General features: G+C 32.7%; 19 protein-coding genes. 10 read left to right on the plus strand and 9 right to left on the minus strand.

Annotation, left to right across the window (positions count from 1 at the left end):
* The first annotated feature begins 561 nt into the window (after window positions 1–561).
* The 6 genes from frr (at window position 562) to thiS (ending at window position 5251) form a co-directional block, all read left to right on the plus strand.
* Window positions 562–1125: a ribosome recycling factor gene (frr, locus tag HN894_00040; protein MBT7141695.1), complete on the plus strand. Its 564-nt coding sequence runs from the start codon at window positions 562–564 to the stop codon at window positions 1123–1125.
* Window positions 1126–1195: 70 nt separating this feature from the next.
* Window positions 1196–1903, plus strand: a complete 708-nt coding sequence (gene pepE / locus HN894_00045; GenBank protein MBT7141696.1) for a dipeptidase PepE — start codon at window positions 1196–1198, stop codon at window positions 1901–1903.
* 78 nt (window positions 1904–1981) lie between these two features.
* On the plus strand, window positions 1982–2581 hold the full coding sequence (locus HN894_00050) for a hypothetical protein (protein ID MBT7141697.1): 600 nt from the start codon (window positions 1982–1984) through the stop codon (window positions 2579–2581).
* Between the two features lie 75 nt (window positions 2582–2656).
* Window positions 2657–3604, plus strand: a complete 948-nt coding sequence (locus tag HN894_00055) for an ABC transporter ATP-binding protein (protein ID MBT7141698.1) — start codon at window positions 2657–2659, stop codon at window positions 3602–3604.
* A gap of 20 nt (window positions 3605–3624) precedes the next feature.
* On the plus strand, window positions 3625–4956 hold the full coding sequence (locus tag HN894_00060; GenBank protein ID MBT7141699.1) for an ABC transporter permease: 1332 nt from the start codon (window positions 3625–3627) through the stop codon (window positions 4954–4956).
* A gap of 91 nt (window positions 4957–5047) precedes the next feature.
* The gene (gene thiS, locus HN894_00065) at window positions 5048–5251 is read left to right on the plus strand and encodes a sulfur carrier protein ThiS (protein ID MBT7141700.1); all 204 of its coding nucleotides are present in this window, start codon (window positions 5048–5050) and stop codon (window positions 5249–5251) included.
* 110 nt (window positions 5252–5361) lie between these two features.
* Here the strand turns inward: thiS and HN894_00070 are convergent, their stop codons facing one another.
* Window positions 5362–6909, minus strand: coding sequence for a glycine--tRNA ligase (locus HN894_00070; GenBank protein MBT7141701.1), 1548 nt, complete (start codon window positions 6907–6909; stop codon window positions 5362–5364).
* 737 nt (window positions 6910–7646) lie between these two features.
* Between HN894_00070 and HN894_00075 the strand changes: the two genes are divergently transcribed.
* From HN894_00075 to HN894_00090, 4 genes are all read left to right on the plus strand, one after another.
* On the plus strand, window positions 7647–8084 hold the full coding sequence (locus HN894_00075; protein MBT7141702.1) for a hypothetical protein: 438 nt from the start codon (window positions 7647–7649) through the stop codon (window positions 8082–8084).
* Between the two features lie 123 nt (window positions 8085–8207).
* Window positions 8208–9359, plus strand: a complete 1152-nt coding sequence (locus tag HN894_00080) for a VCBS repeat-containing protein (protein MBT7141703.1) — start codon at window positions 8208–8210, stop codon at window positions 9357–9359.
* A gap of 117 nt (window positions 9360–9476) precedes the next feature.
* A complete protein-coding gene (locus tag HN894_00085) occupies window positions 9477–11153 on the plus strand; it encodes a T9SS type A sorting domain-containing protein (protein ID MBT7141704.1) in 1677 nt (558 codons plus the stop codon).
* 130 nt (window positions 11154–11283) lie between these two features.
* Window positions 11284–12258, plus strand: a complete 975-nt coding sequence (locus tag HN894_00090) for a polyprenyl synthetase family protein (GenBank protein MBT7141705.1) — start codon at window positions 11284–11286, stop codon at window positions 12256–12258.
* A 98-nt stretch (window positions 12259–12356) separates the two neighbouring features.
* Here the strand turns inward: HN894_00090 and HN894_00095 are convergent, their stop codons facing one another.
* The 8 genes from HN894_00095 to HN894_00130 all read right to left on the minus strand — a co-directional run bounded on the left by HN894_00095 (window position 12357) and on the right by HN894_00130 (window position 22892).
* A complete protein-coding gene (locus tag HN894_00095; protein MBT7141706.1) occupies window positions 12357–12890 on the minus strand; it encodes a carboxymuconolactone decarboxylase family protein in 534 nt (177 codons plus the stop codon).
* A 223-nt stretch (window positions 12891–13113) separates the two neighbouring features.
* Window positions 13114–13308, minus strand: a complete 195-nt coding sequence (locus HN894_00100; protein MBT7141707.1) for a hypothetical protein — start codon at window positions 13306–13308, stop codon at window positions 13114–13116.
* A 16-nt stretch (window positions 13309–13324) separates the two neighbouring features.
* Entirely contained in the window at window positions 13325–16117 is a 2793-nt protein-coding gene (locus HN894_00105) for a T9SS type A sorting domain-containing protein (GenBank protein ID MBT7141708.1), read from the minus strand.
* Between the two features lie 32 nt (window positions 16118–16149).
* Window positions 16150–18690: a hypothetical protein gene (locus tag HN894_00110; GenBank protein MBT7141709.1), complete on the minus strand. Its 2541-nt coding sequence runs from the start codon at window positions 18688–18690 to the stop codon at window positions 16150–16152.
* 201 nt (window positions 18691–18891) lie between these two features.
* Window positions 18892–20448: an FAD-binding protein gene (locus HN894_00115; GenBank protein ID MBT7141710.1), complete on the minus strand. Its 1557-nt coding sequence runs from the start codon at window positions 20446–20448 to the stop codon at window positions 18892–18894.
* A gap of 61 nt (window positions 20449–20509) precedes the next feature.
* A complete protein-coding gene (locus HN894_00120; protein MBT7141711.1) occupies window positions 20510–21160 on the minus strand; it encodes a PorT family protein in 651 nt (216 codons plus the stop codon).
* A 404-nt stretch (window positions 21161–21564) separates the two neighbouring features.
* Complete coding sequence (ubiE, locus tag HN894_00125) at window positions 21565–22290, minus strand: bifunctional demethylmenaquinone methyltransferase/2-methoxy-6-polyprenyl-1,4-benzoquinol methylase UbiE (protein ID MBT7141712.1); 726 nt, start codon at window positions 22288–22290, stop codon at window positions 21565–21567.
* A 113-nt stretch (window positions 22291–22403) separates the two neighbouring features.
* Window positions 22404–22892: a hypothetical protein gene (locus HN894_00130; GenBank protein ID MBT7141713.1), complete on the minus strand. Its 489-nt coding sequence runs from the start codon at window positions 22890–22892 to the stop codon at window positions 22404–22406.
* Window positions 22893–23147 lie beyond the last annotated feature (255 nt).

Consider the following 23147-nt stretch of genomic DNA (forward strand, 5'->3'; position numbering starts at 1 on the left):
ATAGCTATGCCATGGCAGATGGTATCTTTAATTATCTGTTTGATAATAAATATGGGCTAATTTATAAAACTAAACCCAAAATCCCTGATAGCCAGCTATCTATAATTTGGGAGGAAAATTGAGGAAACTTCAGTAAAATATTCCTTGTTCTTCTCATTTTTTATACAACAAAATTTTCGTTTTCATCCAAAAAGAAATTACAAATAGCTATGAATATTACATGTAAAACCATTTCCCAAAAATATAAAACTATTCGTAATTTTTGACTTTTTCGCTTAAAAACACAGAAAATCAAAATTCTGCTTATCTAGCAAATTCATATATATTTTATGCACCACTTAGTAAAAACAATGAATTTTCAAATGACTCTAAATATTCTATTATCATAACTAACTTTGTTTTAACCTTCCAAATGTAAATTATGATTGACTAACAACTGATCGTTCACACAGAATTTCAAGACCTACCTCTGCACCACTTCTTTCATTTTTTTCTTTGAAATTCAAATACATTTCGATAATTTTGTAGTTTTTAATAGCTAATTGTTTAAACTGAATTGTGATGGAAGAAGAAGTTCAATTATATATTGATATGGCAAATGAGAACATGCAAGGAGCACTATTTCATTTGACGAACGAGCTAACAAAAATTAGAGCTGGAAAAGCTGATGCTCATATGCTTGATGGTCTTTTTGTTGATTATTATGGTAGTAGCACCCCAATAAACCAAGTTTGCAATATTCACACTCCCGATCCCAGACAAATAGTTATTCAGCCATGGGAAAAAACTATGATTGAACCAATCGAAAAATCCATTTTAAAAGCCAATCTTGGACTAAACCCAATCAACAATGGCGAGCTAATAAGACTAAACATTCCGGCTCTCACCGAAGAGAGAAGAAGGCAATTAGTTAAACAAGTTAAAAACGAAGGTGAAAACACAAAGATTAGCATACGGAGTGCAAGAAGAGACACAAACGATGAGGTAAAAAAACTAAAAAATTCTGGACTGTCTGAAGATTTAGCAAAAGATGCAGAAATTGAAGTTCAAAATATTACAAATACTTTCATTGGCAAAGTAGATGAACTTATTGTTAAAAAAGAAAAAGACATAATGACCATTTAATTGCAAATTATGTCCTGATATCTATCGGGAAAATTATCAACTATTCCAATATAATTAAAAATTATAGAAAATGAGACTTTTACTAATTAGTAATTCAACCATGGCTGGCGAAGCCTATTTAGACTATCCAAAACACAATATTCAGGAATTTCTTGGAAAAGATATAAAAAAGACACTATTTATTCCATATGCAGCAGTAACTTTTTCGTTCGACATATATGCCGAAAAAGTGCAGGAAAGATTCGATGAAATTGGCTACAAAGTAGATTCAATTCACAATTATAAAAATCCGGTTAAAGCCATTGAAGAGGCAGAAGCAATAATTGTTGGTGGCGGCAATACATGGCAACTTACCAAAATGATGCAGGAACAAGGACTAATAGGAACCATTAGAAAAAAAGTTCAAGCCGGAACACCATATGTTGGTTGGAGTGCAGGATCGAATGTTGCATGTCCTACAATCAAAACAACCAACGATATGCCAATAGTAGAGCCCCACAGTTTTAATGTTTGTAATCTTGTACCTTTTCAGATAAATCCACACTATTTGGATGCCAACCCTGAAGGTCATGGAGGCGAAACACGTGAGCAAAGAATTGAAGAATTTATTGCTGCAAACCAGAAAACCATTGTAGTAGGTCTTAGAGAAGGTTGTATGTTTAAAGTAGAAAATGGAGAAATAAAATTGATTGGGAATAAAGATGCAAGAATTTTCAAGTATGGAGAAACTGCATACGAAATGTCGGATAAAGACGATTTTGATTTTTTAATTACATAATTTTTAATCAACCATTTGAAACTTAGCAAATTTTGTTTTTTTCATTCCAGAAAATGGATAACTCTAAATTCATCGATATTGAATAAAATAAATGTATTAATTGTATTATTGGCTTTTTGCGTATCAGGATTTTCGCAAAAGAATAATGATAACATTAAAACTATCTTCAATAGTGACAAAAACAAAATTGGCTTGTTTCTAAGTCCAAAGTTTTCTTACGCAAAAATCGATCAAGGATTTACTTTTCTGCCAAGTGCCAGCCTAAATATTATCTTTAATGAAAAATATTTTTTTGGCATACACAACGAACTTTCACTCAATAATGTATCAATTGCCGGATATTCAGAAACAGACGGTTTCAGAAATTACATTTACAATTTAGGTTTTTCTATTGGATATATTTTTAAGAAAAATGAATCAATCCATTCAAGTATTAGCCTGAAGGCAGGTCAAGGTTATCTAACATTTACTGAAACTTCAACAGATTCAAAATTCGATTTCGAATATTCAATAATCAGCCCTTCCTATCAAATTGATTTTAACTTGTTAGAGAATCTGAGTTTTGGTATCGGATTGTCCTATAATCTGATAAGCCCGATAGATTTATATCTAAACAAAGACGCATTTCTATCTGGACCAAGCGTAGATTTAAGTTGCAGATTTCATTTTTTCAAATAAAATATCAATTTGAATGAAAGATTTCTAATTTTTTTTCGTTGCTTTTTTTTAATAAAAAATGAATTTTAAAATTTAATGGAAATTTTTGAAGCTCAAAAAATAGTTAAACAATATTCTAACCATCTGGCTTTAGACGAAGTAAGCATTTCTGTGCCAGAAGGTTCCATCTACGGACTTCTTGGACCTAATGGAGCAGGGAAAACCACTTTATTAAGAATAATAAATCAGATAACAGCACCCGACAGTGGATTTTTATTTTTCAAAGGTAAAAAACTAAAATCTGAACATGTTGCCCAAATTGGATATTTGCCCGAAGAACGTGGACTTTACAAAAAAATGGAAGTTGGCGAACAAGCAATTTATTTTGCCCAACTAAAAGGATTCTCGAAATACGATGCAAAAAGAAAACTGAAATATTGGTTCGAGAAATTTGAAATTCAGCCTTGGTGGAGCAAAAAAGTTGAAGAATTATCGAAAGGTATGCAACAAAAAATTCAATTCATCACAACCATTTTACACGAACCTCGACTAATAATTTTCGATGAGCCCTTCAGTGGCTTCGACCCAATAAATGCAAAACTTATAAAGGACGAAATATTAAAACTGAGAAACGATGGCTCAACAATAATTTTTTCGACACATGATATGGGCTCTGTCGAAGAATTGTGCGATCATATTTCCTTGATAAACAATGCGAAAACAATTTTGAGCGGGCATATAAAAGAAATACGCGAAAATTACAAATCTAACATCTACGAAATTTCAATTTTTGGAGCTTTCAACAAACTAAAGGCTACATTATCAGCAAATTACGATATTACAAATTATACGAATCATGCAGACACTCACACTCTGTTAGTGCAAATTACAGGTAGTCAAACTACAAACGACCTGATAAAATATTTGTTTTCGATGGGAGGAAATATAGTTTCGTTCAACGAGCTTGTGCCAACTATGAACGACATTTTTATTAAAACTGTTAAAGAAACCAATCTTCCAGAAACTTCTCATAGTTCAAACTAATTTTTCTAAGCATTGAAAAAATGAATAAAATAAAAATAATTATCCAAAGAGAATATCTCACAAGAGTCAAAAAGAAGTCTTTTATAATAATGACTATTATAGGTCCGATTTTAATGGCTGCTTTAGTTATTCTCCCAACATATATTGCCTCCCTGGAAGTTGAAAAAGAAAAAATAATTGGAGTAATTGACGAATCGTATTTAGCAAAAACTTCACTTAAAAACACAAAAAAAACTACATTTGAGTTTATAAATGATATGAGCTTTGAGTCTGCCCAAAGAGAGTTTAATGATTTGGGTTACGATGCCATTTTATACATTCCTGAAAGTATTCTTGCTATAAAAAAGGTTCAAATTGTTTCAAAAAACGAGATTGGAATAGATTTAAAATCTAATATTTCCAGAGCTCTCGAAAGAGAAATTGAACGTCAAAAATTGATTGCTGAAAATATAGATGCTGATATTTTACATAGGATAAAAACCGACATAAAAGTTCGTACTTCTATTATAAATGAACAAGGAGAAGCAGAAGAAAGTTTCACAGAATTAAGTATGGGCTTAGGATTCATTGCCGGATTTCTTATTTATATGTTTATTTTTATCTATGGAACACAAGTAATGCGAAGTGTTATTGAAGAAAAAACAAGTAGAATTGTTGAAGTAATAATTTCGTCGGTCAAACCATTTCAATTGATGATGGGAAAAATAGTAGGAGTTGCTTTGGTTGGTCTCACGCAATTTTTGCTATGGATTGTTCTCACAAGTATGATTGTTCTGATTGCTCAACAATTTTTACCAAAAAGCGTTTTCACTTCTCAAGATCAGCAAGTTACTGAAATTATGAATTCGCAAAATTTGAATAGTCCTGAATCAATAGACCTTGAGAGCAAAGAAGTTGGCGATATTTTTTCATCACTATTAAAATCTATCGACATAGGAAAATTATTAATTTCATTTCTATTCTTTTTTCTTGCCGGATATTTACTTTATGCTTCTTTGTTTGCAGCAGTTGGCTCGGCTGTCGATAACGAAACCGACACACAACAATTTATGCTTCCAATTACAATTCCGCTGATATTTGCTCTAATAATGGTTCAAGCAATTATTAGGAATCCTGAAGGTGCAATTTCATTTTGGTTATCGATTATTCCATTCACATCGCCAATAATTATGATGGTAAGAATTCCATTTGGAGTGGATATTTGGGAAATTATTTTATCAATAGTTTTACTGATTGCAACTTTTATTGGAACAACTTGGATTGCAGGAAAAATCTATAAAACCGGAATTTTGATGTACGGCAAAAAAGTTACCTACAAGGAATTGTGGAAATGGTTGAAGTATAAGAATTAATTTCGAATTAGCTTTCGAATTTTGGTACTCATTTCAGAAAATTTTAGTAAGATAAATACGAAAGCTAAAAGCACTAAACTTTAGCAAAAAAATGCAAATTACTCTAAATAATCGAAAAGAGGAACTTCCTGAAGACAATCTTTCAGTTCAAAAAATTATTGAATTAAAAAACTTTACATTTCCCATGTTAGTTACAAAAATTAACGGGAAAGTCGTAAAAAAAACACATAGAGCTACTACTTTCGTAAAAGAAGGAGACGATGTTTTGATAATTCATTTAGTTAGCGGAGGGTAGAAGAATTTTTAATTGATGATTGATAATTGATAATTGATAATTGATAATTGATAATTGATAATTGATAATTGATAATTGATAATTGATAATTGATAATTGATAATTGATAATTAAAAATCAAAAAGCTTTTTCATACTCACTTTCTCTCCTATAATATTTTTCAATTCCAAAATAGGGACCCTCTCCTGCTCCATCGAATCGCGATATCTGATTGTAACAGAATTGTCTTCGATTGATTGATGATCAACTGTTACACAAAATGGCGTTCCAATTGCGTCTTGTCGTCTGTAGCGTTTTCCAATAGAATCGTTTTCTTCGTAAATACAGTTGAACTCGAATTTAAGCTCATTCATTATTTCTCTTGCCTTTTCGGGCAAATTGTCTTTTTTTACGAGTGGAAGAATTGCCAATTTTACCGGAGCCAAAGCCGCAGGAATTTTCAATACAATTCTTTTATCGGTTTCTCCATTTTCTTTTTCAATAATATCTTCGGTATATGCCGCCGATAAAACCAGTAGAAACATCCTGTCTAAACCTATAGAAGTTTCGACAACATATGGCACATAACTTTTGTTTTGTTCGGCATCGAAATATTGAATTTTTTTACCTGAAAATTCCTGATGCTGAGAAAGATCGAAATCTGTGCGAGAATGAATTCCTTCAACTTCTTTAAATCCAATCGGGAATTCAAATTCAATATCTGTAGCTGCGTTTGCATAATGTGCAAGTTTGTCGTGATTGTGAAAACGATATTTTTCGTCATCAAAACCGAGGGCTTTGTGCCACTTCATTCTGGCTTCTTTCCAATGCTCGAAAAACTTCATCTCGCTACCTGGAACCACAAAAAATTGCATTTCCATTTGTTCAAATTCTCTCATTCTGAAAATAAACTGACGAGCAACTATTTCATTTCTAAAGGCTTTTCCTATTTGTGCAATACCAAACGGAAGTTTCATCCTTCCGGTTTTCTGTACATTCAAATAGTTTACAAAAATACCCTGAGCCGTTTCAGGACGCAGATATATAGTATTTGCTTCCTCGCTAAGTGAACCAAGTTTTGTATCGAACATTAAATTAAACTGACGAACGTCTGTCCAATTTTTTGAGCCCGAAACTGGACAAACAATTGCATTATCAATGATAATTTGTTTGATTTCAGCCAAATCGTCATTGTTTAGTGCCTCAACAAAACGTTTGTTTAGATTATCAATTTTAGTTTGATTTGCCAAAACCCGTTTGTTAGTAGCAAGAAATTCGGTCTCATTAAATTCAGCACCAAATTTCTTCTTCGCCTTTGTTACTTCTTTGTTGATTTTACCATTAATTTTCTCGCGGAATTCCTCAATTAAAACATCTGCACGATATCTTTTTTTCGAATCTTTATTGTCAATCATGGGGTCGTTGAAAGCTCCAACATGACCGGATGCTTTCCAAACCGTGGGGTGCATAAAAATTGCAGAGTCAATTCCTACGATATTTTCATTGAGGCGAACCATAGAATCCCACCAATATTTTTTAATATTGTTTTTAAGTTCGGAGCCAAACTGTCCATAATCGTAAACTGCACTTAATCCCTGATAAATTTCGCTCGATTGAAAAACAAATCCATACTCTTTTGAATGAGCAATTATCTTCTTAAAAACATCCTCTTGATTCATACTTTATATTTTAAATTTTTGGATGGCAAAAATATAAAAACTCTTGTAAAATTTTGATTTTCATTTTTGAAAATACGTTTTGAAAATTTTAGTCTATCTTTTTGCAAATATGGAGTTCATTGATATTTTTTCATTTTTTTTCTTACTCATAATCAGATATTTATAAGCTATTTTTAAAAAATATGCCAAAAAACATGTAAGGTTTTACCTCTATGTGTTATTATAATATGAAGGGGTATATTTTTTGAAATATAAAATGGCAAAATCATATATGATTTACAAAACAGTAATTTTATTAGAAATCTTTCTAATTGTTTTTAGCCTGAATAATTCATAAATTTTCGTCTCGAAAGTTCAAAATGTGTGTCAGATTTGAACTACCACAGATTTTTATTTTTGAGTAATAGCGAGCTATTTTGATGGAATAAAAATTGAGGACAGTCAAAGATGATGTGCAGTTTGGGCTTGTAGTAGAAATATTTATGAATTATTCAGGTTAGAAAAGCAAATACTAACTATTCGCTCATTTCCTGCAAAAACACAATATGTATAAAAGGCTGTGTAACAACAGAATATACCCCACCCATATTTTATATATTTAAGAAAAAAGTCCATTTTTGAAATTGGCAAAAACAAATTTATTTAAATTGCCCTCTCCAAATAAACCAGAATGGAGAGGAAAATTCAAAAAAGTAATTTATAATGTTCTTAATTTTAACAATTTAAATATTTTTGATATGAAAAATAATAAATTTTTAACAGTTTTAATAGTTTTGGTTTTAAGTTTTAGTGTTGGTTTTGCTCAGACAACATTTAATGTTCAAGTAATAAATTCTACCACAGAAGATTATGAATGTTCTGCAGGATTTACAAATAATTGGATACCTAACAATTCAGGTGATATGGTTTTTGAAGTTCCTGCTGAAAATATGGTAGTTATTACATATACTTTTGATGAGGATGATGTAAGCTTGGAAAAACTAAAATGTTATTATGCACCTAACAATTCTCCTCCTGACCCATGTTTATATATGAATAATGGTTACCCGCAACAAGCAAATGTTGCTCCTAATTTAGGGACTCCATTAAATCCTATTTATAATATATTTAAATATGTAGAGGCTGATAATGTTGGAGGTTATGATATATACTATTTTAGAATTGATCCAAGTTAATTAAAGTATTTAGCTAGGATTACTTATAGTTACTAAATACCATTTACATTATTTCCTGAAATCTGCTATCTTGATAATTTATTTGCAGATTTCAGGTTTATTCTAAACTTAAATAATACAAACATGAAAAAAATAATTATATACTTCTTAATTTTTTTAATATCAAAGACTATATATTCACAATTAACTTTTACTACACACAATCTCACAATGGGTAGTCAACCATGCTACGTTTTTGCAGTTGATATTGACGGGGATGGTGATAACGATATCATAAATTCATATACAAAAGACAATCTGATAGCTTGGCATAGAAATGATGGTACCGGATATTTTGATACAATTCAAATTATAAGCGATTTAGCAATAACTCCAACTGGCATTTTTGCATCAGATTTGGATAATGACGGTGATTTTGATGTTATTTCGGCATCTGAAGATGACAATATTGCATGGTATGAAAATACTGGGAATGGAGTTTTTAATCCACAACAAATTATTACCACGAATTCTGATGGTGCATCAACAGTATTTGCAATTGATTTGGATGGCGATGGAGATTATGATGTATTATCTTCCTCTTATTACGATGATAAAATTGCCTGGTACGAAAACGATGGAACTGGAAATTTTGGCATTCAACAAATTATTACAATTAATGCTGATGGTGCAAATTCGGTATTTGCCTTAGACTTAGATGGTGATGGAGATAACGATGTACTTTCAGCTTCATATCTTGATGATAAAATAGCATGGTATGAAAATGACGGTAATGGAAACTTTGGTACTCAACAAATTATTACTACAAATACTTCCAGAGCAGTTTATGTCTATGCAATAGACCTTGATGGAGATGGAAATAATGATGTTTTATCTGCTAATGGTTCAGGGAATTCCGACAAAATCGCATGGTATGAAAATGACGGTAGTGGAAATTTTGGAACACAACAAATTATTTCAAGTTTAGTGTCATTAGCAAGATCAGTTTTTGCTTCTGATTTAGATAATGATGGAGATAATGATGTTATATCTGCATCGTGGTGGGACGATAAAGTTGCGTGGTATGAAAATGATGGAAATGGGAACTTTGGTTTACAACAAATTATAACTGAATATATGGGCGGAGCATTAATTGTTTATGCCTCAGACTTTGATGGTGATGGTAGTAATGATATTATTTCATCAATGCAAAATAGTTCCAAAATTGAATATTACGAAAATGATGGGCTTGCAAATTTTAACACAGAACAAGTTATTTCATATTCAGCAGACTAACCAAATTCGGTTTTTTCAATAGACTTAGATAATGACGGAGATAATGATGTCCTTTCTGCATCTATTGCAGATGATAAAATTGCTTGGTATGAAAACATAGGTTATGGTAATTTCGATTTGCAAAAAGTTATTTCAACTTCAGCTGACGGTGCAAAATCAGTTTTTGCTGCCGATTTGGATGGAGATAACGATAATGATATAATCTCTGCATCATTTTTTGACGATAAAATTGCTTGGCATAAAAACTCAGGAGGAGGAAATTTCGGAACAGAGCAAATTGTTTCAAGTTTTGCCGATGGTGCAAACACAGTTTTTGCATGCGATTTAGACGGCGATTTTGATATTGATTTAATCTCAGCAACAACAAATTATATTCTTAAACATGAAAACCTCGGAAACGGAAATTTTGGTATTCAGCAGCTAATTGCTTCTGCTACAAATATAACCTTAGTTCACGCAGCAGATTTGGATGGAGATCTTGATAATGATGTGATATACTCTAATACTTATATTAGTACGATATCATGGTGTGAAAATGATGGAATCGGAAACTTTAGTTCACCTCAGACAATATTTTCTAATAATGGAGCTAACTCAGTTTTTGCGATAGATATTGATGGAGATAATGACAACGATCTTGTCTATGGAGCATATATTGCCTCCACAAATTCAAATATTATAGCATGGTTTGAAAATGACGGAACAGGAAATTTTGGAAGCCAACAAGTAATATCAACTTTCGTAAATGATGTAAAGTCAGTTTATTCAATTGATATTGACAATGATGGAGATAATGATGTTTTGTCTGCTTCAATGTCGGATGATAAAATTGCATGGTATGAAAATGATGGTATGGGTAATTTTGGAATACAACAAATCATTAGTACCGACCCAGACGGACCGAGATATGTTTTTGCAAAAGATATAGATAATGATGGAGATAATGATGTTTTATCTGCCTCCTATTACGATGACAAAATTGCCTGGCACGAAAACACTTTGTTGAATTTTATCGACTCATTTACGATTTGCGGAACCGACAGTGTGCAATTTGGAAATAATTGGGTAAATAGTTCCGGCTATCATTACGATAGTTTGCAAAACTATCTTGGCGGTGATAGTATAAACTTTATTTATGTTGATGCCTATCCTATTTTTTCTGAATTTTTCACTGTCGAAATTTGCGAAAACGAAACTTACGAATTTTATGGGCAGCTTTTAGATTCTGCTGGAACATATTCCGAAAATTTCCAAACTATAAATGGTTGCGATAGTATCGAAGAATTGATTTTGATAGTAAATCCACTTCCAACAATTTTAATAGAACCCTTCAATCCTGATTCTGTAAGTTTAAATTCAGGCTTGGTAAATTTACCAAATGTTTTGCCCGCAGGCGGTACTTTTTCTGGCTCAGGAATTTCAGGAAATAGTTTTGATCCCCAAATTGCCGGAATTGGAACTTTCTGGATTTCGTATTTTTACACCGACCCAAATACAAATTGCACAAATTCCGATTCAGTTCAAATCACAGTTTTTGACGATACTGGAATAAAAAGCCTTGCCAACAAACAAATCGAAATTTTCCCAAACCCAAGCTATGGAAAATTTACAATCGAGGGCTACAACTTGCACTCTGTCGAAATTAGAAACATCACCGGAAAAATTGTTAAACAGTTTTCAATAGACAATAAAAAATCAACAATAATCAATTTGAAAGAGCAGGCAAAAGGAATTTATTTTGTAAAAGTTGTGGGTAGTCGCTTTGTGGAGTTTCGAAAATTGGTTTTGATTTGAGGATTACACTGAATAATTTAATTTGGTTTTGGAGAATTGAGAATTTAAAGTCAATTTTGCCAAAATTAAATTATGTTAATATTCATCCCAAAAGTGTTGATTTTGGAAGTTTATATAAAATCAGGTAAAAATGTACAATTATTCTGTCTTACTGGAAACTGTGAATAAGGAGTTGCAAACGAGCAATTTGATTGAAGAACCAAAAGAGCTTTACGAGCCAATTGAATATATTTTGTCGATTGGAGGAAAAAGATTGCGACCGGTTCTGACGCTAATGGCTTGCAATTTGTTTTCAGAGAATATTGAGAATGCAATTAAACCGGCTCTTGGCATCGAACTTTTCCACAATTTCACTTTGCTCCACGACGATATTATGGACAAATCTGACAAACGCAGAAATCAGGAAACCGTTCATAAAAAATGGAGCGAAAATATTGCAATCCTATCTGGCGATGCAATGAGTATTTTGGCATATAAATATATTTGTTCTTGCGAAAATTCAAAACTGTCGCAAGTTTTAGATGTTTTCACAAAAACAGCATTACAAGTTTGTGAAGGTCAGCAATTCGATATGAATTTTGAAACTTCCGAAACTGTTAGCATCCCGGAATATTTAAACATGATAAAACTAAAAACTTCGGTTCTGCTTGCAGGGAGTTTAAAAATTGGAGCTATTCTGGGAAATGCAAATGCAGAGGATGCCAACAATTTATACAATTTTGGAGTAAATATTGGCCTGGCCTTTCAGCTCCAAGACGACATACTCGACGTTTTTGGCGACACTGCAAAATTTGGGAAAAATATTGGTGGTGATATTTCTTCAAACAAAAAAACTTTTCTTCTACTTAAAGCATTAGAACTGGCAAGTTTCGAAAAAAGAAAAGAATTAACTGAATGGATAAACCTGAAAGAATTTGACAAATCTGCTAAAATTAAAGCAGTTACATCAATTTACAATAATTTAAAAGTTAGGGAATTTGCAGAAGATTTAAAAAATGAATACTTTGAAAAATCTATCTTAAATATTGAAAACATAAAAATTCCTGAAAATAAGAAAACTCATCTCCGAAATATTTCGAAAAAACTTTTGAATCGGGAATATTAGAGTTTCTGCCAATTTTGTCAATTTTCAAAAAAAAAACGGATAAAATCGTAGAGTGTGATTTTATCCGTTTTTCATTTTATCAAAGCTGTTCGGAAAAATTAAAACTTATCACTTTCAACTTTAAAGGCATTGAGTAAGATATCGGAAGCCACTTGAGATGTGCCATGAAAACTTGCCTCGAAAATTTCAGCATCTGTCCAACCTGCATTTCTAACAATATCCAAATCTTCTGCACTAATCGAATTTGAATCTTTTACAATTTTCAACACCAGTAAAAGCATTTTTTTGTCTTTTTCGTCTAAAGGAGCATTGTTCGGATTCTGTCTTGCAAGCTGAATTTCTTCCATAGATACACCTGTCTGCAGTAATATTCCGGTATTGGTATCTATGCAATATTTACAAACATGAATATCTGAAACTAACAGGCGAATAAATGCTGTAAGTTTAAATCCAATTGTTTTATGCTGCATATAAAATCCTAAAAATGCAGTTCGCAATTCAGTAAGCTCCGGACTACAACTCGACAATTTAAAAGCATTTGGCACCATACCAATGCTATCTTGAAGCATTTTATAAGTTTCTGCTATTTTTCCGGTAGCCTGTTCCGGCTGAATTTCTTTTAATAATGACATAGAAATTGTTAATTGATTATTTTATATTTCTTTACAGCTTAATTAAAAAGCGTTTGCACATATCAAAAAGAGCACTAATTTATTTACACTTACATAGTTGATATTTTGAAGTTTTTAAAATTTTGAAAATAATTTACATTCAAGTACCCACAAAAATTATCAGGAGAATAATCTGCTTAAATCTAAAGTACGAGCAAATGATTCCGGAAAGTTTCAATAAATTCTATTCAAATGGAGAATTAAAACTTGAATTTTTATTTTTTTCCCTTTCCTTTTCTCTTTCTTTCTCCCATTCTTGATTCACAATTTTTGATTCCGGATCGGGTGGTGGTGTAGTCATCATCACAATTGAAATATTTGTATCAATTTTGATTTCTTCAACAATTGGTTTTGTATAAAATCTTTTACTTTTTTTCATGTCAAATGTTTTAGAATTATTTTATGAAAACTTTTTTAGTAATTATTGAATCTGAATTATACACTTTTACAATATAATAACTGAATGATGATTCTACCTGAATTTTATGTATAATTGAATTTTGAATTTTTTGCTCAATAATTTTCTCTCCTAAGACATTAAAAACTTCTACCTGATAATTCATATCGAGATCAGATTTTATGTAAATATTATCCTCGAAAGAATAAATATCTAATAATTTTTTAGAATCAATTTCTGAATTTTCAGTAATAGTTGGCGAAAAATGAATAATAAATCTGTTTAAGGTGTAAGTTACAGCTGAATTGAAATTATATGTTGGATTTTGACGTAAATCAGTAAAAATATTTTCCTGAACATCTTCCAAATATATTGACATATCTGAATCAAAATCTGAAATATTGTAAGCATTTATAGCAAAATTTCCTGCTATTTCGGTTTTGTATCCGAGTTGTAGTGATAAGTTATTTGCTATCAAGGGTTGGCCGTTCATCACCAAATTGCCCATTGAATTGTCGTAAGTGTATAAATGAGGCACATTTACATCGCTCGATAACATTTTTTCAGTGTCAAAATCATCGAAACCATTTGTTGCATTTTCAAAGAAATAAATAATTGTTTCATCTGAATAATTAGACCTTTCGAGACGTAATCTTAAAATATTATCATCGACTGTTCCATTTTTATACATTACTTGATCTACCTGATGCGACCTATCAGCATTTTCAAATTCAATGCTACCTGATGCAAAATTATCTTCGTTTCTTACCCAAAAGCCTTGCATTGGCGGCAGGTATTGGTCAATTGCACCGTTTGTATTATTGTTGGTTCCTACATGGGTTGTTCCGTTGTATGAGTCGTGAACCATAGCTGCACCGGAATATGTTCTGTACCAATAGGTTGTTCGCAGATTAGATGTACTTGCACTTTCCCAATCTACAGCAGAAGGATAAGGATTTCCAACTAAATTGAAGCCTGGATATGCTGAACCTACATTCCAACTTGTGGCTATATTCAAAGTTCCTTGATTTAAAGTTCCGGTGAAACTTAATGTTGTATTATCGGTCATTCGTGCAACATAGCCTTTCATAACAGAAAGACTTGTGACATCATCTGTAATTTCAGTATAAGCTCCGCTCGATTCGGTATGATACCATAGTTTATTGTCTCCTGAAGCACTAAAAACTGCACTCGTAGCATCACTTACAGAAGGAGAACCATACCAGAATCTGCCACTTGGAGGAGTGCCAGTTCCTGTGATATATTGTTTGACTGTGGCAGAAGCTCCAGAACTCTCAATAAGTGAGCCGGTTGCCGATGAATTGGATTCAATAACTATTCCTGAGTTTCCTGCATTATTAGTAATTGTACCGTCAACTGTTAATGATTTGCCGGCATCTACAGTTAAAATTGTGCTGGCATCGATTGTAAGATTTCCAGAAATTGACTTTCCTGTCTCATCTATGTGAATATCTGTACTAGCTGTTGAAATTTGGACGTTTTGGGGTGTGTTGGTCCATTCTGTAAAAATATTGTAAGCTTCACCAATATTATATTTTAAAGTTGAGGAGCCTCCGTAAGTAGGGCAATTAGTATTAACATAACTTCCAACATTCAATTGCAAAGTGCCGCTAATTGTAGAGCCAGTTCCAAAATTTACACCATCATTTATAGTAACATTATTGAATGAAACTGTACCGCTAATAGTTCCTGTTCCAACAAAATTTATTGTCCCATCATTTGCTGTGAAATCGCCATCAACCGTAAAAGTTCCTCCATTTTCGATACTAATTGTTCTTGCTCCACTATTTTCGGATATTAATGTTTTTGAAGTATTGATAGTAAGAGAAGACAATTTTGCATCTTGGTTAATTGTAACATCGTGGCCAATAGTAACAGACCCCATACTTTCAGTAGTAGAAGGCACATCTGAAGCTGTCCAAGTAGCACCATTCGACCAACTTCCATCTGCACCGGTAGTCCATCCACTTTGTACAGTATATGAATAATTTGAACTGCTATTATTGTTTAGGTTGATAGAGTACCAATCTGCATTCGTAGCACTTATTGTAAGTCCGTCGCCAGAAGTAAATACATAATAACCCAATTCTGCAGAAGCTGTGCTTGAAGAACCTGGAATATCAAAGGTATAAGTTGTACCTGAACCACTCATTTCAACAATCGTGGATGTTGTAAAATTATCAGTTGTATAACGTAAATATACACTTTGTCCGGTACTGAAACTACCATCCAAATTAGCAGTTATGGTTACATCTTGACCAGGAAAAACATTTCCAGATGGATCCCTTGAAACTGATGAAACGGTTCTAACAGTTCCTTGAACTTCAAAAAATATCATTTTATAGCTTGGATCAGAGCCGGCATCAGCAGTTTTAAAAACAAAATTATGTCCAGTGCTACCGACATTTATATACATTGAACCAGAAGTAGTACAGCCTGAATTTAATGTATATTCTGTACCAGCAGATATTTGCACATCGGATCCTGAAGAAATAGTATGATGACGAAGATTGCCACCCCAGTCCACACCGATTCTGAAATATTGATTTCCAGTACCATTTGCATTATCTGTAAAGATAAATGAGGTACCTTGCGAAGAGGCAAAATATTCAAAATCTGCAGAACCAGTATATGGGCAGGAACCACCCCAACCACTAGTGAAACCAGATCCAACAATTGCATTTTGTGCATAAGACAGATTACAAAATACCAGAAATAAAAATACTATTAACAGATTTTTTAGTTTCAATGTAGATTTTCTAATTTTCATAATAATATAATTTAAATTAATTTCAATATCTTTTAATTAGGTATGTATGTAAAAACCTGTGAATTATTCATTTTTACTTGATAGCCTTCACCGGGCTGCATATCTCCAATATTGTTAATTCCGAATTGCTGCCAGAAGACTTCTCCGTTGCCATTTTTCACAATCATAACATTCGCAATAATTGAAGAGAAAACAATTTCTACTGGCGAAGGTGTTTGCCGTAAATAGGCCATAAGATTCCATCCTTGACTTAAAATAATCGGAGTATTTTCAGGAATAATTGCAAGTCCTGAAATTGAATATATTGCATTATTATTCATATAAATTTGGTAGGCTTTCCCAATTGTCAGGTTGCCAATTTCGTTAAGATAAGGCTGAGGCGAGTATATTTGCCCAAATTCATCTTTAATAATTAGTAGGTTTGACAAATTGCCAAAAACATCACTAAAAGAAGACTGAACTGGATTGATGTATGTAGAAAAAATACTCCAACCAGCAGGCAAATCAATATATTGCGTTATTTCTTCAAAAGCTGACAAAAGTATAATTCCACTTAGACCATTTGTGAGGTAGGATTCTTCATTCGGGAAATCCAATGTATTATAAGTAGGAAATGCCGAATATTCAGTATTTGTGGATTCGTCCCAAAGTTTCCAAACAAAATTTTCGCCAAAAGCAAAACCATCGAAAAATTGATTTGCCCCGAATGCCGGCAAAACTGTTGCATTATTATCCCAAACCAAATATCCGCCACAGGCAAGAATTCCTGAAGAATCATAAAAGACTCCAACATAATCACCATTTTCAATAGGATTACCATCAATATAAATCTCGGCGTAGTTAGGAATAATAATATTGTGAATATTTTCGGTAATTGAAATACTCCAGCCTGGAGTTAAAGGTGAACATGTTTCGAAACAAACTGCCGGCAAAATAGTGTCATTATCTGGAACAATAATAAATCTATTATCATTTTGAGAACACTCGGCAGGCACCAATTCTGCTTCACTCCACAAAGTTCCATTTATGAATTTATATTCGTAATATTCTCCCGGATAAAAACTTGCGACATATAAATATTTACCATTTCCTAAATCTGTCATTTGCGTTATCCCCGGGTCCCAGCCCTGAAAACTTCCTGCAATATGAACTCCATCCGGCGAAGGATTTTGCTGGCATAGTTGAACTTGAAAACTAATTTCTACAGGAGAAATATTACAGGGGAAACAACTACTGAAACAAACGATCGGCACAATTGTATCATTTTGAGAAACTGTTAAAAATCGATTATCGTTTTGTGAGCATGATGAAGGCACATTTTCGGCATCGTTCCAATCTGTCCCATTTATAAATTTATATTCAAAAGTCTCACCTACAACCAAATAAGCAGAAAAAGTAAATATATCATTTCCGATATTTGTCATAGCATCAGTTGTGGGATCCCAGTTTTGGAAACTCCCTGCAATATGTACACCGTTCGTCGAAACTACATTTTGAGACATATCAACCTGGAAAGTAACCAATGAAGTTGGAATTATGCAAGGATAACAGCTGGCAAAACAAACTACTGACAAAACTGTATCGCTTGAAGGAATTGTCAAAAAACGATTATCATTGTATGCACAATTTGCAGGAACAATTTCTTCCATCCCCCAGGCATCGCCGTTTATAAATTTATATTGGTGCGATTCTCCTGAAATTAATGGAATTGTGTAGCTATAAATTCCAGCTCCTATATCGATCATTTCTGTTGCAGCCGGGTCCCAATTCTGAAAAGTTCCTGCAATATGAATTCCGAGGGGAGAAATTGTATCTTGGGACAAATCTACTTGAAAACTTACATCAACGGTGTCGATAAGCGAGCCACAAGGCACACAAGCTCCGAAGCATATAGCTTCTAATGTTGTATCAACTATTGGAACAATCAAAAATCGGTTGTTATTCAATCCACACTCTGGCGGAACTGTTTCGTCGCTGCCCCAGACATTTCCATTTATATATTTATATTCTAAAAAATATCCTTCGTCTAATGTCAAACTAATTGAATAAATATCGTTCCCAAGATCAGTCATAAGGTCTGCGGCCGGATCCCAATTTTGAAAATTGCCGGCAATATGAACACCGTCAGCAGAAATTATTTGCTGCGACATATCAACTTTTACAGTAACCAAAACCTGAGGCATAGAACAAGGATTGCAAGAACCGAAACAAATGGTTGGCAAAATTGTATCTACTATCGGGACAGTAACAAATCGATTGTAGCCTCCTACCCCATTATCGATACCGCAATTTGCAGGCACAGATTCGTCTGAACCCCAGGCATTTCCATTTACATATTTAAATTCGTGATATTCTCCGGCAATAAGTTGAATTGTTATTTCAAAAACGTTGTTGCCAATATCGGTCATCAGCGTTGTAGCCGGGTCCCAGCTTTGCATACTACCTGCCAAATGGACTCCATTAGTGGAAACAGTTTCCTGCGAAAGGTCAATCCTAAATGTTACATTAGTGGCGAAGGTATTGATGCCAATTGACAATAAGAAAAATAATAAAAACAATATTTTATATTTCATAATCACCGTTTCAAGTCAAAAAAAACAAATACGAAAATAACAAAAAACTAATTCATTTCAATTGACAAGGAAAATAAATTTTTCTTAGTGAATAATCATTGTATCTATCAGTAAATGAACAAAATCGCTTGCAGATTTTCCGAAAATGGATATATATATTTCGCAATCAGGTGTTGCTTTGAATGAGTGTTTAGCAATTTTTTATGAAATTGAAGCTTCAAAAACACTATTTGCACAATTCTCCCCATCAATTGCAGAAGACATAATTCCACCTGCATATCCTGAGCCTTCTCCGCAAGGAAATAATCCTTTAATTTGGTTATGCTCGAAAGTTTTATTGTTTCGTGGAATTCTAACCGGCGATGAAGTTCTTGATTCGACACCAATAATTACGGCTTCGTTTGTTAAAAAACCTTTCATTTTCCTGCCAAATTTCTTAAAGCCTTCTTGTAAACTTTTGCTAACAATTTCGGGCAACCAAAAATGCAAAGGCGAGGAAATTATACCAGGGAAATAAGAGCTTTCCGGCAGAAATGGGGATAACTTTTTATTAACAAAATCGTGTAATCTTTGAGCCGGGGCAATTTGTCCCTTACCTCCATTACTGTATGCCATATGCTCGACATTTTGCTGAAATTTCATTAAGGACAATTCGCCATATTCCTGAAGCTCTGGAACATCTTGAGGTCTGATTTCAACAACCATTCCGGAATTTGCAAACTGTGAATTTCTTTTTGATGCCGACATTCCATTAACGACAATTTCGTTGGGAGAGCTTGCAGATGGAACGATATGTCCACCCGGGCACATACAAAACGAATAAATTCCACGACCATCTACCTGAGTGTTAAGATTATATGTTGCAGCCGGCAAATAATCGCTTCGAGTTTTGCAATTATATTGAATAGAATCTATCAAATCTTGCGGATGTTCAACTCGTACTCCAAGTGCAAATGATTTGGCTTCGATAGCAACTTTTTTCTTCCACAAAAGTTCATAAATATCTCTTGCCGAATGGCCGGTAGCAAGAATTAAGTTTTTGCAAAATATTTTTGTATTATCCTTTGTAACAAAACCTTTAAGTTTATCATTTTCAACAATAAAATCTACAAGTTTAGTATTGAAATGAATTTCGCCACCTGCGTTCAAAATCGTATTTCTAATTTTTTCGACAATGGCAGGTAACTTATCAGTGCCAACATGTGGGTGCGATTCGTACAAAATATCATCTGCTGCACCATGATAATTCAATATCTCAAGAATTTTTTGGATACTCCCGCGTTTTTTCGAGCGTGTATATAATTTACCATCGGAAAAAGTTCCTGCACCACCTTCGCCAAAACAATAGTTTGAATCAGTATCTACTAAATGTTCCCTATTTAAAAGGGCTATATCTCGCTTCCTTTCCGAAATTGATTTTCCTCTTTCAAAAATTATTGGTTTCACGCCAAGTTCTATAAATCGTAATGCTGCAAACAATCCTGCCGGGCCCGAACCAATTATATGTACTTCACTTTTATTTGAAACATCTTTATAATCAAACTCTATTGGTTTGCTTGTATGCGTCTCACCTATGGAAACGAGTAAAGCAAGATTTATTTTAATATTTGTTGCACGTGCATCAATAGATTTACGTGTAATTTGAATGTTTGTAATTTCCTTTTCGGGGACATTAAGCTTTTTTGCTACAATTTGTCTGTAGATTTTACTATTCGAGCTTTCTTCCGGTGAAAGAATTAGTGTGATTTTTTTTTGCATTGACAAAGGAAATTAGGGATTATTCAAGCTTTTTGCTTTAAATATTTGGCTGAAAATAAAATTATTCGAAGTGAAACGAAACAATTAATAAGTTTGAACTCATCCTCTCAATCATTCCTGAATATTGAGTAGCATCTCTTTTCAGAACATCTTTCAAACCCATAGAGTATTTTATTTCAGTTGATAGTTTGAAAAAATAGAAATAATAGTCGATACCAAAACCGAAATCCAAATACCAATCGATAGGCTCCAATCTAAATTTTGGTTTCTCTGATTCCTTTATTTCTTTTTGAGAGGCAAGATCAATTCTATTTGTGGTACCTGTGAGTAGATATGGACGGTAGTTTTTCAGTCGCTTAGCTTTATATTTGAAAAGAAAGGGCAATTCAATGAAAGTGGACTCAATCCTCATCACTTTCGATGTAAATCCGGTGGGTGTACGTATTAGAAATTCCAAATTTCGTTGTCCGAAAGTAATTGCCGGCAAAAATCTAAAATCGAAATATCGAGCAAGCCTCAAATTTGAAACAATTCCAAGATGAAAACCTGCTTGTTTTATGCACTCAACAGAATATATTGAATCAGTTACAAAACTTCCATTCGGATTTACAGAAAGAACAAGTGGAGAATTTTTTATCTGAAAATCCATACTATTCAAACCTATTGTAAATCCAAAATGGTATGGTTTTCTGTCATATTTCGGTGTATTCAAAACAGGTCGTTTTTGTGCATTAACACCAACAAATCCAAACAAAAATAATATTATGAGAAAATTTTTCAAGCTATTTGTTTAATAAATCTTTCCTAATTATTCTACTAAATTCAACAATTTTTATAATTTAATATTGCAATTAAGTATAATTTTTTCAATCTACTAACATTGCAACACTAAAATTATTTCAACAAAAATAATATTTATTTAGGGAACATCTAAAAATGCAAATTTCTTCGTTGTTTCAAAATTTTAAAATCCTCATTTACAATGGTAAACTACGGTCTTAAAATTTCTTACGCCTTGAAATTTACTAATTTTAGAAGTCCCCTTTAATTTTTTGATTAATTATATTTTGTCTTGTGAAATTGATTCAACATTCTAAAACCTAAGAAAAAAACATTTTAGCTTTTCTTTGCTACATATATAGAAGCAATTCCCATTGACAGGGAAATTTGTTTTGTTTCAGTAAATCCGACATTTTTCAATTTGTTTAGAAATTTCTCACCGTCAGGAAATGTTTTCACAGATTCGGGAAGATATGTATATGCTCCGGTATCGGAGGAAAATAACTTTCCAATAATTGGCAAATACAATTGAAAATATATTGCATATAAGAATTTAATTATCGCATTTTTAGGCTTCGAGAATTCAAGGACTACAAATTTCCCGGCAGGCTTTAGAACGCGAAATATTTCGTTGATCCCCTTTTCTAAGTTTTCGAAATTTCTAACTCCGAAAGCCACGATAGCTGTATCGAAATATTCATTGTCAAACTCTAATTTTTCAGCATCTCCTTTTTTCAATTCAATCATGTTCTGAAGATTCTTTCTGCTAATTTTTTCTTTTCCAACTTTTAACATTCCTTCAGAAATATCAATTCCTACAATTTTTTTTGGCTTTAGTTTGCTTGCTTCTATGGCGAGATCTCCTGTTCCTGTGGCTATATCAAGAATGGTTTCGGGATTATGGGCTTTCAGCAAATTAATAGTTTTTTTCCTCCAAATTTTGTCAATACTTAGAGAAAAAAAGTGATTGAAAAAATCGTATTTGTCAGCAATTTTGTCGAACATTTCTTCTACTTGCTGTTTTTTTGAAGATTTTTTGTTTTGATATGGAATTGCCATTATGCTTTACAGTATATTATTTTATATTTTCAGAGTGCAAAAATACAGAACTTTAAAATTCTAAAAACAAAAAAGGACAAGAAAATATTTTCTTGTCCTTTTGTTTCATGCTCAGCTTAATTTCGCTTGCCTTTCGATTTGCCTTTCGATTTTCCTTCGCGGCTTTGTCGTTTTTGTTTGCCTTGTTTCTGGTGGTCTTCGTGGAGATCGAAGATTATTCTTTGATCTTCGGTCAGGATTTTTCTGATATCCTGTTTTTGATTAGCCATTAATTTCATTAATTCGACATTGACTTTCCCAATTTCCTCGATGCATTTATATAATTCATTCATATCGGCAACATCAGCAGTTTCAAGAATCTCTAATTTCACTTGATTTTCTTTCATCTTATTCCTAATTGAAAGCATTTTTTTCATATGTGGAGTTTTCAACTCCTCAATCTGAGCTTCTTGTTTCTCAGATATGTCTGGAATAATTTTACTAATGTCTTTTGAACATTTTCCTTTGTTAGATTTCTGTCCTGATTGGGCATAAATACTCATGCTTATAAACATGAACGAAATTAGAACAAGCGAGCTAAATAATTTGATTTTTTGATTTTTCATTTTAAAAGAAATTAAGTTTGTAAATAAAGTTAACATTTACATAGATATTCTTTTCAACATAAGGTTTAATTTCATCATAAGAAAATAATTCTCAATGAACTTCTTTAAAAATTTCGGTGTAATAGACAAAAAGGAGGCTGTTTGACCTTGATATTTTTCAAGTGGACAAAAAGGAGGCTGTTTTTTTTAGCTAAAAAAACGATTTATGTAGCAGTGTTTTATCTTTGTATTATCAAGTTAAACGGAAGCAAGCTC

It is taken from the genome of Bacteroidota bacterium, from assembly GCA_018692315.1.
Lineage (GTDB): Bacteria > Bacteroidota > Bacteroidia > Bacteroidales > JABHKC01 > JABHKC01.